At 41.7% G+C, this 13,205-nt stretch carries 8 protein-coding genes and 2 pseudogenes; 4 read left to right on the top strand and 6 right to left on the bottom strand.

Features of this window, described 5'->3' with window-relative positions; translation table 11 throughout:
- Positions 1–35 precede the first annotated feature (35 nt).
- The 5 genes and pseudogenes from V7K49_RS23855 to V7K49_RS23835 all read right to left on the bottom strand — a co-directional run bounded on the left by V7K49_RS23855 (position 36) and on the right by V7K49_RS23835 (position 5,124).
- A complete protein-coding gene (locus V7K49_RS23855) occupies positions 36–623 on the bottom strand; it encodes a Uma2 family endonuclease (protein WP_335072995.1) in 588 nt (195 codons plus the stop codon).
- A gap of 57 nt (positions 624–680) precedes the next feature.
- Positions 681–908 (bottom strand): annotated as a pseudogene (locus V7K49_RS23850) (transposase); the annotation flags it as partial.
- A gap of 84 nt (positions 909–992) precedes the next feature.
- A complete protein-coding gene (locus tag V7K49_RS23845; protein ID WP_335207796.1) occupies positions 993–2,321 on the bottom strand; it encodes an ATP-grasp enzyme in 1,329 nt (442 codons plus the stop codon).
- Between the two features lie 260 nt (positions 2,322–2,581).
- On the bottom strand, positions 2,582–3,961 hold the full coding sequence (locus V7K49_RS23840) for an ATP-grasp enzyme (RefSeq protein ID WP_335207795.1): 1,380 nt from the start codon (positions 3,959–3,961) through the stop codon (positions 2,582–2,584).
- Between the two features lie 134 nt (positions 3,962–4,095).
- Positions 4,096–5,124, bottom strand: coding sequence for a D-alanine--D-alanine ligase family protein (locus V7K49_RS23835; protein ID WP_334871198.1), 1,029 nt, complete (start codon positions 5,122–5,124; stop codon positions 4,096–4,098).
- A 244-nt stretch (positions 5,125–5,368) separates the two neighbouring features.
- On the opposite strand from V7K49_RS23835, the gene fni reads away from it, so the two are divergent.
- From fni to V7K49_RS23815, 4 genes are all read left to right on the top strand, one after another.
- Positions 5,369–6,418 carry a type 2 isopentenyl-diphosphate Delta-isomerase gene (fni, locus tag V7K49_RS23830; RefSeq protein ID WP_335207794.1) on the top strand — a complete coding sequence of 350 codons (1,050 nt, stop codon included), beginning with the start codon at positions 5,369–5,371 and terminating at the stop codon, positions 6,416–6,418.
- A gap of 307 nt (positions 6,419–6,725) precedes the next feature.
- Entirely contained in the window at positions 6,726–8,561 is a 1,836-nt protein-coding gene (gene sppA / locus V7K49_RS23825; RefSeq protein WP_335207793.1) for a signal peptide peptidase SppA, read from the top strand.
- A 313-nt stretch (positions 8,562–8,874) separates the two neighbouring features.
- On the top strand, positions 8,875–11,316 hold the full coding sequence (locus V7K49_RS23820) for a dynamin-like GTPase family protein (protein ID WP_335207792.1): 2,442 nt from the start codon (positions 8,875–8,877) through the stop codon (positions 11,314–11,316).
- A gap of 209 nt (positions 11,317–11,525) precedes the next feature.
- Positions 11,526–12,551 (top strand): S66 peptidase family protein, encoded by a 1,026-nt coding sequence (locus tag V7K49_RS23815; protein ID WP_335207791.1) that lies wholly within the window; start codon positions 11,526–11,528, stop codon positions 12,549–12,551.
- Between the two features lie 195 nt (positions 12,552–12,746).
- On the opposite strand, the pseudogene V7K49_RS23810 reads toward V7K49_RS23815, so the two are convergent.
- Positions 12,747–13,205 (bottom strand): annotated as a pseudogene (locus V7K49_RS23810) (hypothetical protein); the annotation flags it as partial.

The raw sequence follows: 13,205 nt of genomic DNA, 5'->3' as shown, positions 1-13,205 counted from the left end.
TCGGCTACGCCCTGACTCCCTATTTATCCGCTGTTTTATTCCTCAATCAACTCAAAATCAACCCGTTCATAAATATCACGCAAGGCAATTTGAAAATCGATAGAATTTAGGACTAAAACTGCTTCTTCACCTTCATATTCCTTAAAAATCCATTGTCCTTCTGCTTGCTTGGCAAATTGTTCCACAGCAAAACTATACTGATCAATCATAATATATTCCTGAAAACCAGGAATTGAACGATAATATTTAAACTTATCTGTTTTGTCATAATTTTTAGTTGAATTTGATAAGACTTCAACAATTAACAAGGGATTAGTAATAGTTGTTGTACCTGTTCCCTCATAAATAGGCTTACCTATGATGACTATAACATCAGGATAAGTATAAAGGCGATAACGAGGTATTGATAATTTCACATCGCCTATATAGATATCATAAGCTTGACCTTGGACTGTCAGGGGAAATTTTCTACAAAAATTAAGTGCAATTTTATTGTGGTTGGTTGTTCCTCCTGCCACAGGGATAATTTCTCCGTCTTTGTATTCATTTTTATATTCAGCCTTCTCTTCTAATTCCAAATATTCTTCTGGGGTGTAGTAGCGCTTTTCTGTTTGTAAAACCATATTAATTAACCTCACAAAATGGGGAAATGAGTATGTTAAGCTAGTCGGTATTTCAATTGCAACATAGTCTCTATTTCCCTTTTTTTTGATTTTCCTATGCCACTTAATGACTAACTTATCCTGATTCAATAGCTTATCTAGTAAATACTTCAACTCATCTACTGATTGAAATAGACAATGAGTAATGTATTCCTTACATGAATACCAGACTAATTCGATGATGTTGTAATCAGGACTATATGCGGGTACAAATTCTAATACAAAATTAGGAATGCTTCTGTCAATACCTACTGCTGAGAAACCACTACTGGCAATTGCTGTTCTAGTTTTTCATTTTACCAATATTACGTTTTAGAATGCTGATTGGTATCACTCTATAAGTTCGCCCATATTAAAGTCTATTCTTATCCAACCTTTGAGTCTTCGTAAATTGTCGAGAATGAGTAAGGGAATCTGCCAGTGATGTACTATCAGGAAGGGTAAGGGATCACCCATCTCAAAAATTGCTTCTTTCCCCCGCCTGATGTTTCTTACCCAGGTTTGCAGTTGCTTAAACGATCTAATCTCATTTAGCCGCCAAACTTCGTGGTACAGCCAATAGGTTGGCTTACTATCACCAAGAGGCTGCAAAGATTCAGCCAGAGGCTCTTTACCAAGATAGGCATCCGCTACTCCTGGATGATTGTAAAACATAGTAATGGCGGAGTGAGTCCGGGGGTTACACTCAATCGCGTAAACAGTTCCGTCTTCTGCCTGGATGAAGTCAAAGGAAAGTTGCCCAGTTTTTCCCAGTTCTTTGGTAAAATGACTTGCCCATTGCATAATTTCTAGCTGATCAACGTTTTCGTAGTTGACTTGAAAGGCGGATGACTCACAGCAGCAGTACATTCTTGACTCTCCATCTCGCGCGGTAGTGTGAGTGCAGTATTCCTTACCAGGGATGAATTCCTGCATAATCCAAGGATTCTCCTCACTGATGGGCAGACTTTTGACAAATGCTGCTGTTTGTAATTCTGTATCGCAAGGTAGTTTGGTGAGATTCAAGCGACGTATTTGATCGTAGGGGATGCTTTTAAGAATGTATTTGCACTTCTCCTGAGAAAAGTCAAAGTTGAGGACTTGTTCGGGATCGGTAATTTTGAAGGATTTGGGGACAGATAAACCGAACGATCGCGCTGTTTCGGCAAAGGCAAACTTGTCATCTAGGCTCTTGGTGACATCAGCATCGAAGTGGAAAAACTCACAAAAGTCTGGTAATGGTGGCTTGCCGTGATCATAGTGGATGACAGAAAAAATGGCTACTGGGATAAAAAAGTCGATCTTTTCTGTTTTGGCGATCGCGTGTAGGGTTTCAATGTAGCCTTCTAAGTCTTTGCTTGGATCAGGAACGGTATAAAAGCCTGCAACAGAGTTGGAATATTTATTACCACTTGACCAGAATTTCTCAATGTCAATTATAATAACCCGATGCCCAGCAGCATGAAATGAACGCGCTAGCTGAAGGGTTTTAGTCATTCTCGCGCCGGCGATCAAGATATTTTTGGAATTGGGGTTGACAACAATTGACTTGCCAAATGGTTGCTTAAGAAAGTTCCACAGTAGCGATGTTAAGACGACGATGCAGTTTAAGGGAAATGCGATCGCTAGTAATACAAGAGTGCCCAAGTTTTGGAACACGACAAAAATATGCTTTCTCATAATTATAATTGTGACATGATAGGGGAATCACTGGCTGGTGGATCGGAAAAGGTTAAGGAGACAAGCAGATACGAGCCTGCCCTTTTCCATGCTTTCCTACACTTGCATATATGATTGTCAAGCCGTCTCGAATTGGTACCGAACACTTACACAGAACCGGGAATCATCTTTGACGATGCGATTGCAACAAGCGATAGCCTCTCCATCTAATTTCATTAAGTCTCCAAAGTTTGTGATCAAGCCAATAAGTAGGCTTACTATCACTTAGGGGTTGCAGAGGTAAAGGTTTTATATTTTACGTCTTCTCCAAACTGGATGAGTTTCCCGATGCAAAAATCAATCCTCACCCAAGTTCTTAAGGAGCGCAAACTATCGAGTAATAGTAAAGGAATGTGCCAGTGATGTACCATTAAGAACGGTAGTGGGTCGTTAACTTCAAATATTGCATCTTTTCCTCGCCAAATATTTTTAAGCCACTTTTGCAACTGCTTTAACGATCTAATTTCATTAAGTCTCCAAAGTTCGTGATAAAGCCAATAAGTAGGCTTACTATCACTCAGGGGTTGCAGAGGTTCAGCCAGAGGCTCTTGATTGAGATAGGCATCCGCTAAACCTGGATGGTTATAATACATTGTAATTGCCGAGTGAGTGCGAGCGTTGCACTCGATCGCATAAATTGTCCCATCTTCCGCCTGAATAAAGTCAAAAGAAATTTGTCCAGTCAGTTGTAATTCTTTGACAAAATGACTCACCCACTCCTGAATTTCTGGGTGATCAACGTTTTCGTAATTGACTTGAAAAGCAGATGATTCACAGCAGCAGTGTACCGTTAATTGACCGTTTCTCACTGTACTGTGAGTACAGTATTCTATTCCGGGAATAAACTCTTGCAATATCCAAGGGTTATCTTTACTAATTGGCTTACTTTTAAGATGAAGCGCCATTTTTTCGGGAGACTCCATTGGTAGCTTAGTTAAATCCAAGCGTAAAACAGAGTCATAGACAATACTTTTGAGAATATATTTGTGCTTTTCGTTGGCAAAGTCGAATTTCAGAACTTGTTCGGAATCTGTAATTAGGAAGGTTTTCGGGGCAGATAGCGAGAGGGAGCGGGCAATTTCTGCAAAGGTAAACTTGTTATCCAGCATCTTCATTGTTTCAGCATCGAAGTGGAAATTCTCGCAACAGCCTGATAACACTGGCTTGCGCTCAGAGTCAAAGTAGCTGGCTGCAAAAATGCCTACCGGAACAAAAAAGTCTATGTTTTCTTTTTTGGCGATCGCCCGCACGGCTTGAGTATAGCCTTCTAAATCTTCTTGCGAGTCAGGAACTGTGTAAAAGCCAGCCACAGAGTTGGAAAATCGATAACCACTGAACCAGTATTGGTTGAGATCAAATAAAATGACTCGATGCCCAGCAGCGTGAAATGATCGCGCTAGCTGAAGCATTTTGGTCATTCTACCACCACCGATCAAGATATTTTTAGGATTCTCGTTCAAAACCACTTGCTTGCTGAACAGTCGGCTGAAAAAATTCCACAGCAACGATGCGAGTACGAGGGTGCAGTTAAAGGGAAATGCGATCGCCAGTAATGCAAGAGTGCCCAAGTTTTGGAATATTGCAAAAATCTGCTCTCTCATAGTTGTAATTGTGACAAGTTAGTGATTAAGTGGCATAGCTAGATAAAAATAAAGGAAATAAGCAATATGTTGCATTAAATGCTTATTAGCTTCTTCCAAGTTAGAAGAAAGCTAAAAAGGTGATTTTCCACACATCAATTCATGCTCAACGCTTGATTGATCATCGTCATAAATAACTCATTTAAAGGAATTCCCACTTTATTTGCCGTACAGGAAATCACCGCTTTGTGGTCAAAAATACAAAACAACCCGGCTTCTAAGAACCAAGGTTGTCCCTGTGGGTCGATCCGGAAGTCAAATAAACTATAATGGCGACAGCCCAAAGCCAAATGACACTTCTTAACTTCTTGCTGAACCTTTTGAGTGATCGGGTCATTAATATCTACAATCCAACCTGGGACATAATTTTTAGCAGTTGAAGCCAAGTCGCCCTCAATGGGTATTTTGAATTTGTCAGTATAGCTGCGGATGGGTCTGTTTTGGGGGTCTATCTGATACTCTTCAAGGGGTAAACCGATTAGCTCCCCATCTTTGACAATAGCACCGCATCTGACTTCTCGACCGGCTTCAATGAATGTTTCAACAATCACCTCATCGGCAAATTCAAATGCTTTCTTCAAGGCAGCGTCATACTCACTAGCCTCTTTGACTAAGGACACCCCTAAAGAGTTGTCGGCATTTGCGGGTTTGATGACTACTGGAGGTGTAATTGTCGGAACGTCTCCTTGGCGGAGCAGTTCTCCAAAAGGCACTTTCACCCCTGCTGCTGCGACAATTGCTTTGGTTCTGGCTTTGTGAGCCGTTAATGCCATAACATCCGCAGTATTGCCTATGTAAGGGATCTTAAGCAGGTCGAATAGTGCGCGGTACTCAGTCATTCCAGGGAGACAAAACATTTGTGGCAACATAACGTCAATGTTTTGCGCTGTTATAAACTGTATGGCATCTAACAGAGAAACCGGTTTGGCGACAGCAATATCTTCAAGACTGAGGGAGGAAGGAAATCGCCATTGACCATCAGGTGTGATGTATGCAATCAGAAAGTCATAGAGCGATGAATTTGCCGTAGCTATTATACAGCTTTGGGCGTAATTGCGTGACAATTCACAGTAAAAATCATTGTATGCAGACCCAGCTAAATGAAGGATACGAAGTATTGGCATGATTCATCTTCTAGTTACTGTTATATAAAATATAACAACTGCGATCCAGGCTTTGTTTACCGATTTTTGGGTAAGCAGGCGAAGAATTTCTGTACTTATCTTGAGCGACACCGCCTGAGAATTGCCAACTACTGTTACGGTACGAGCTGACTAAAGATAGCGAAAATAAATATTTTTGTTGTAAAAAGACGATTGCAGACAATGTAACAATAGCGATCGCAAATACTTTTAGCCATACCCACCAGTGAACGCCCCTACCAATATCTCTGCACAAACTCAGAATCGCAAAGCCGATCACATTCGGATCTGTTTAGAGGAGGATGTTCAGTGTGATCAAATCACCAATGGACTAGAACGTTATCGCTTCACCCATTCTTGCTTACCCGAACTAAACCCCGACGATATTGATATCAATACAACTTTCCTAGGAAAACAGCTTGGCGCACCCTTGTTAATTTCTTCCATGACTGGCGGAACAGAACAAGCCGCAATCATTAACCAACGCTTGGCCGAAGTCGCGCAACACTACAAAATTGCAATGGGTGTTGGTTCCCAACGGGTAGCGGTGGAAAAACCCCAGGTGGCTGATACTTTTGCTGTCCGCAAGTATGCCCCCGATGTTCTGCTATTTGCGAACTTGGGTGCTGTGCAACTTAACTACAAGTACGGCTTAGATGAATGTTTGCGGGTAGTTGATATCCTAGAGGCTGATGCCCTGATTTTACACATTAACCCTCTACAAGAGTGTATTCAACCCAAAGGTGATACTAATTTTCGGGGTTTGCTTGACAAAATATCTAAATTATGCAGCAAAATGCCAGTGCCAGTAATTGCGAAAGAAGTTGGTAACGGCATTTCAGCAGCGATCGCCGAGAAACTGATCGCCGCTGGGGTAGCAGCAATTGATGTGGCGGGTGCGGGGGGTACTTCTTGGGCAAAAGTAGAAAGTGAACGGGCAGAAAATCCCTTGCAACGTCGCTTAGGGAGAACTTTTGCCGATTGGGGTTTACCGACGGCAGAGTGCATTACAACTATTAGAGCGATCGCAAAAGATGTGCCCTTAATTGCTTCGGGAGGTTTGCGTCATGGATTGGATGTTGCAGCAGCGATCGCCTTGGGAGCAGATATAGCTGGTTTAGCAATGCCTTTTTTGCAAGCAGCAGCAACATCTGAAATAGCAGTTGCCGAACTAGCTGAAGTATTAATCGCTGAAATCACCACAGTCTTATTTTGCACTGGCAACGCCACCTTGTATCAGTTAAAGCACTCTGGCAGTTTACAGCGCATAGAATAAATTAAGTAGGTCATTGGGCATTGGGCATGGGGCATTAGTCTTTTGTTATTTGTCATTAGTCCTTTGTCCTCTATTGGTTATAACCAGTGACCAATGACCAATCCCCAATGACGCCAGTCGTCTCAAATTGGGAAACCCCCTTGGCGCTAGCCTCTCCCTTTGGGAGAAGACTAGACTGCCGACGTTCCTACGTGACTACCGCTTGGCATCAATGACTAGCTAACGCTAACACCAGAGCGCTGGCTCCCTAATACCTAATGCCCAATGCCCAATGCCCAATGCTCAATGCCCAATAACTAAATAACTAATGCGTAATTTTATCAAACAAACTTTTGCTAGTTTAGTTGGCACCTTACTAGGACTAATTATTTTCGGTGGTCTAGGAACCACTGGACTGTTCTTGCTAATAATGGCTGCTACCTCCTCTAAAGATAGTGGGCCAAACGTGAAAGATAAGTCAGTGCTGGTTTTTGACTTGTCAATGAAAATTACTGATAGCGAACCTAGTTCAGGCGAAGTGTTTCAAAACACAATATCAGGTGTGGATGATGAAAGGATATCACTCCGCAAAGTTGTAGAAACTTTGGAAAAGGCGCGGCGCGATCCGCGAATTGTCGGGATCTACCTGGATGCAACTAGCACAAGCCAAGTTAGTAACGTCGGCTATGCCTCCCTTAAAGAAATTCGGAAAGCGTTGGAGGAGTTTCGCGCTGCTGGGAAAAAGATTGTGGCCTATGGCAGTGATTGGAGTAAAAAGGAATATTACGTCAGTTCAGTGGCAGATTCCATTGTACTTAATCCTCTGGGAATGATGGAAGTCAACGGTTTGAGTTCACAATCGATGTTTTTAGCAGGAGGATTGCAGAAATATGGCATTGGTGTTCAAGTTGTGCGGGTGGGGAAATTTAAAGGAGCTGTTGAACCGTTTATCCTCACAAAATTGAGTCCAGAAAACCGGGAACAAACTCAGAAATTATTGGATGATGTTTGGGGAGAGTGGCGCACTGCTGTGGGCGCAAGTCGGAAAATTGAACCTAATCAGTTGCAAGCGATCGCAGATAATCAGGCGCTACTGGAAGCCACACAAGCCAAAACTAGCGGTTTAGTTGATCGAGTAGCATACCCCGATGAAGTTGTGACTGACCTCAAAAAGTTGACAGATAGCGATAAAGACGACAAAACATTCCGACAAATTAGCTTGAATAGCTACGCAGAAGTTTCCGGCAAATCTTTCGGTGTAGAACGGAACTCAAAAAATCAAATTGCCGTTGTTTATGCTGAGGGCGAGATTGTCGATGGTAAAGGTGATGATGGGCAAATAGGAGGTGATCGCTTTGCCAAAATCTTCAACAAACTCCGACAAGATAAGGATGTGAAGGCTGTTGTATTACGGATTAATAGTCCTGGTGGTAGTGCTACCGCAGCTGAAGTGATGCAGCGAGAAGTGAAATTAACTCGTGAGGCGAAACCAGTTGTAGTCTCAATGGGTGATGTGGCTGCCTCTGGTGGTTATTGGATTGCTAGCGACTCTAACCGCATTTTTGCCGAACCAAATACCATTACAGGCTCAATAGGTGTATTTGGGTTACTATTCAATGGGCAAAAGCTGGCGAATGATAATGGCATCACCTGGGATTCAGTGAAAACTGCACGCTATGCTGATAGTCAAACAGTTTCGCGTCCGAAATCGCCCCAAGAGTTGGCACTTTATCAGCGCAGTGTTAACCGCATTTATAATATGTTTCTGAATAAAGTTTCTCAAGGTCGCAAACTGCCAGAACAAAAAGTAGCAGAAATTGCCCAAGGAAGAGTTTGGTCTGGTGTGGCGGCCAAAGAAATTGGTTTGGTGGATGAAATTGGCGGTTTGAAGACTGCGATCGCATATGCTGCCAAGCAGGCGAAACTAGGAGAAGACTGGGAAGTGCAAGAGTATCCTCGCACTAACAACTTCGGAGAACGGTTTTTTGGGCGTGCAACTGAAGAGGCGCGGACTGCTTTAGGAATTGAGGGGGCGCAACTCAAATCAGGCAATTCCCTCACCAATGAATTCCAGAAACTGCAACAGGAAGTAGAGATTCTACAAAAGATGAACGATCCACAGGGGGTTTACGCCCGTTTGCCTTTCAACTTGAAGATTGAGTAGATGCTTTTTTGAGCGTTGCTGAATTCAGGTATAGAAAATGATTTTGCGTGATTTTAGAACCCTTAAAACCTCGTTTCCAGCCTCTGGCTAGAAATGCTCTTCAATTGCGGCTTTGCCGCAAGTCTTGAGGCGGAGCCTCCGATCAGGCATTCCCAGTCAGAGACTGGGAACGAAACAATCTCTAAAAGCTTATTCTAGAAAGGTTAAGTGATATCCAGCAGCCAAACCGCATCAAATATCTCAGAAATCCTACTGAACCATCAACACAATAAATGTAACTAACATATACATAAATATTGTCAGGATGTTGAATATGTCAGATTTACCGCTTCAGTGCAAAAATTTGAAAGAGCAGGTTGAATCTATATTACAACTTTTACAGCAAGAACCAACGCTACGTTCCCAAGATATTACACCTGTACAAACTTCCCTAAGTAAGGCGATTTCTCCCAAGTTTGAGATTGTGTTTGCGGGTGCGTTTAGTGCTGGTAAATCAATGTTAATCAATGCACTGTTGGAGAGAGAATTACTATACAGTGCAGAGGGACACGCTACAGGTACAGAATGCAAAATCGAGTATGCAGAAGTAGATAAAGAACGTGTTGTTTTGACGTTTTTAAGTGAAGTAGAGATTCGGGAACAAGCAGTTTATTTGTGTCAGCAGCTAGGATTTAAGACAGTAACTAATATTAACCAAGCTGAGGTAATTAACTTGCTACGTCAAGGTTCTGAAACTATTATTCAGCAGGAAGGTGGTGAGAGTAAATCAGAACGGGCAAAACAGGCGAAGGCGTTAATGTTATTGCTAGAGGGATATATTGCCAACCGCGATCGCATCAACACGGTGAATAATGCTACATATTCAATGGAGCAATTTCACTTTTCTAACCTTAAAGAAGCTGCTGGATATGCGCGTCGTGGTAGTAATAGTGCCGTATTGAAGCGGATAGAATATTACTGTAATCATCCTTTACTAGAAGATGGTAATGTAATTATTGACACGCCGGGTATAGATGCACCAGTAGAGAAAGATGCACAACTAACTTATGCCAAAATTCAACATCCTGATACTTCGGCGGTGGTGTGTGTGCTAAAACCTGCTTCGGCGGGTGACATGACAAAAGAAGAAACAGAACTTTTGGAATTAATGCGGGCGAATGGGGGAGTACGCGATCGCGTTTTCTATATCTTCAACCGCATCGATGAAACTTGGTATAATACCCAACTACGGCAGCGATTAGACGATTTAATTAGTGGACAATTTGGTAATTCAAGCAAGGTTTATAAAACGAGTGGATTATTAGGATTTTACGGCAGTCAAATTAAACACACAAGCCAACGAGATAGATTTGGTTTAGACTCGGTTTTTGCAGAAAGTATTAAAGGTTTAGATGGTAAAGAAGAAACACCACAATTTGTCTATGCATTTAACAACTACTGTGTAAATTCAGGAAAGCTGTCTTCCAGTAAATTTCGTGTCTCTGTTAACGGCTATGAAACCCCAAATCAAAATTATGTGCGGATTTTGGGAGATTGGGGAAATGAACTGATAGAAAAGTTAATTCAAGATAGTGGGACTGAGGAATTTTGCACAGCTATTACTCGCTATCTTACAGAAGAAAAGCGTCCACAATTATTTAAAAATCTTGCTGATGATTTGGAAGATGTTTGTATTAAGCTGAAGAAATATTATCAAAGTGTGCAACGTAATTTAGATAGTCAACCCCAAGAAATTGAGACTATGAAGGCGCAAGAGTTACAAAGCCTAAATCAGCAACTCCAGCAAATTGGGAGAGAATTTAGTGAGCATATTACAGAAGAAGTTAACCATATAATTAATAATTCCTGTGATGCTTTTGAAACAGATTTTAAGCAATTGCAATCACGAATGATTCGCCGTCTAGATGAATTGCTAGATAGTTTTTCTGTAGCTTCTGCTTATCAACGCGCAACAATTAGCCATCCTCGCAACGCTACCGCACCTTTAATTGCTATTTTAGTAGAGGCATTTTATTACTTAGCAAATCAATTAGAAGATATTTTGGTTGAATCTTCTCAGCAAGTAATCGCCAATTTTTTCCAACGGTTGATGGAAAAGATTCGCAAGTCAGAATATTATCGCCAGTTGTATCGCTTGTTAGATAATGATGGTGGAATTGAACTAGAGATCAGAATTTTAGAAAAACTAGTTACTCAAGCACTGCTGAGTGCAGCTAGCGTAGAGTGCGATCGCTTCGTGCGAGAAAGTCCGAGATTTTATGATGAAGGCACTTTTTCTATATATCAATTTCGCCAGACTTTATTACAAACTTCTCAAGGTTACGATGCTGAAAGTATCGTAGAAGCAGAACCAGCAATTAGGCAATTATTGAAGTTAGATTTTGAACCAAAAGTTTCTCAAACTATTCGGAAATCTTTCCGTCAAACCATCAACCAAACACTGAAAACTCAGTTGTTACCAATGGCAGATCAGCAAGCAGATACAATTTTGCAGCAATATCCACAGGCGCGTGCTTATTTAGAGAAAACACTGCAACAAGAAGCTGAAGAAAAAATTGCGAATAATCGGCGATTATTAAGTGTTCTTGAAGAAAATATTGCAGGATATAATTCAGCAGCTTCTAGCATCAATAGTTGTTTACAGGCGATGCAATTATATGACCATCTTTTGCCTGTAATTGATGATTCATTTGACACTGATGGTAAGTTTGCTAATAATGGATTTGTGATTTCCGATGTGGTACAAAAGGTTTAATTTTACATATTGCAATCCTATTTGATTTGTGAAAATTCGCGGTGTTCAGATCCCCGACTTCTTTAAGAAGTCGGGGATCTAACTTTTTGATGAATGATTTAGGCTTGCTATAACCCTCTTTCAAGAAACCGAATTTACTCTTAGTTGGGGTTTGAGTCTCCAACAAAATTCGCCACTATTCCTAATCCCCAGTCTCCAACTCAATGGTTATGCTTATCAAGCGTCGGCAATTTCTTACAACCTGTGGACTGGCTACCCTAGCCACCCAAATATCACCACTTACCGCCCAAGGTAAGCTATCCCCAAACACCATCCGCAAGCCGCCCCGCCTGCAAGTGGGCGATACCATAGGATTAATCGCCCCTGCGGGTATCGTTGATGTCAAAGATATTGAAGCAGCGCAGCAATCCATTTCACAGTTAGGATTAAAAGTCAAGCTGGGGAAACATATTTTAGATCGTTATGGCTATTTGGGGGGGAAAGATGCCGATCGCGCCCAGGATGTAAACTTGATGTTTAGCGATCGCTCCATAAAAGCAATTATTGCCATGCGTGGTGGCTGGGGTTGTAATCGCATTTTACCCCTACTCAACTACTCACTGATCCGCTCTTATCCGAAAATTCTTATGGGGTACAGCGATATTACTACGCTGTTGTTGGCAATTAATGCCCGTAGTCAAATGATTACTTTTCATGGGCCAGTTGCCACGTCTACCTGGAATCAATTTACAGTCGATTACTTCAAACGCATTCTATTTAATGCTGAAGCGGTGACTATGCAAAATCTTAACCCTAGCGAAGTGCGAGTGGAGATAATCGCACCGGGAAAGGCAAGGGGTAAACTTGTGGGTGGAAACTTATCAGTGCTATCAGCGATGGTAGGTTCACCTTACCTACCTACCTGGAACAAAAGCATCCTGTTTGTGGAAGAAATTGGCGAGGATGTTTACCGTGTAGATAGGATGCTGACACAGTTAAAAACTGCTGGGATACTGAATCAAATTGCTGGCTTTATCTTTGGGCAATGCACTAATTGTAGTCTTGGGGATGAACCGTCATTTACCTTAATGCAAGTATTGCAAGATCACATACTTCCTTTAGGTATTCCTGCTTGGTACGGTTCAATGATTGGTCATATTAAAGATAAATTTACCTTGCCAATCGGTGTAGAAGTAGAAATAAATGCTGAACTTGGGACAATACAAATGTTAGAGGCGGCTGTTAGCCTTGTGTGAAGGAGGCAGGAGGTTAGAATATAAAAATAGTGACTCACATTTTATCTAATATGTAGGGGCAATTCATGAATTGCCCCTACGGTAAATCAAGGCTTTCACTGCCTTTTTGCCTAAGTCCTAATTATCTATGGGGGAATGCTTTATTTTTTGCAAGTCCCCTAACACCCCTTAAGGAATGTCTAACTTATCACCATCTCATAGTGTGTCAGTGTTTACAGAGGTGGTTCGATCAATAATCTCTACTGGGAGTGATTGGGGTGAGTGAGTTTCAACACTTTTCCTCATGCCAACATCTTCAGTTTTCACCTGCTTATTATCTGCAACCAGCCGTTCATCTAATCCTACGCCCTGATTACTAGCTGATTTGACCTCTTGGGCTGCACCCTTTACTGCATTCGCTGTATCTTTTGCTGCATCTTTGAAAGCTGGTTTGGCTTCCTCAACTGTCTCTTTAACAGAGTCCGCTACATTTTTAACGGCTGGTTTGACCTCTTGGGCTGCACCCTTTACTGCATTCGCTGTATCTTTTGCTGCATCTTTGAAAGCTGGTTTGACTTCTTCAACTGTCTCTTTAACAGAGTCCGCTACATTTTTAACGGCTGGTTTGACCTCTTGGGCTGCACCCTTTACTGCATTCGCTGTATCTTTTGCTGC

Source organism: Nostoc sp., from assembly GCF_036919675.1.
Lineage (GTDB): Bacteria > Cyanobacteriota > Cyanobacteriia > Cyanobacteriales > Nostocaceae > Nostoc.
The sequence above is the reverse complement of the archived record's forward strand: the minus strand, read 5'-3'. Positions and strand labels throughout refer to the sequence as shown.

Coding starts and splice junctions, on each gene's coding strand:
- sppA (WP_335207793.1), top strand. CDS start 6,726: ATGCGTAATTTTATCAAACAAACTTTTGCTAGTTTAGTTGGCACCTTA.
- V7K49_RS23820 (WP_335207792.1), top strand. CDS start 8,875: ATGTCAGATTTACCGCTTCAGTGCAAAAATTTGAAAGAGCAGGTTGAA.
- V7K49_RS23815 (WP_335207791.1), top strand. CDS start 11,526: ATGCTTATCAAGCGTCGGCAATTTCTTACAACCTGTGGACTGGCTACC.
- V7K49_RS23840 (WP_335207795.1), bottom strand. CDS start 3,961: ATGAGAGAGCAGATTTTTGCAATATTCCAAAACTTGGGCACTCTTGCA.
- V7K49_RS23835 (WP_334871198.1), bottom strand. CDS start 5,124: ATGCCAATACTTCGTATCCTTCATTTAGCTGGGTCTGCATACAATGAT.
- V7K49_RS23855 (WP_335072995.1), bottom strand. CDS start 623: ATGGTTTTACAAACAGAAAAGCGCTACTACACCCCAGAAGAATATTTG.
- V7K49_RS23845 (WP_335207796.1), bottom strand. CDS start 2,321: ATGAGAAAGCATATTTTTGTCGTGTTCCAAAACTTGGGCACTCTTGTA.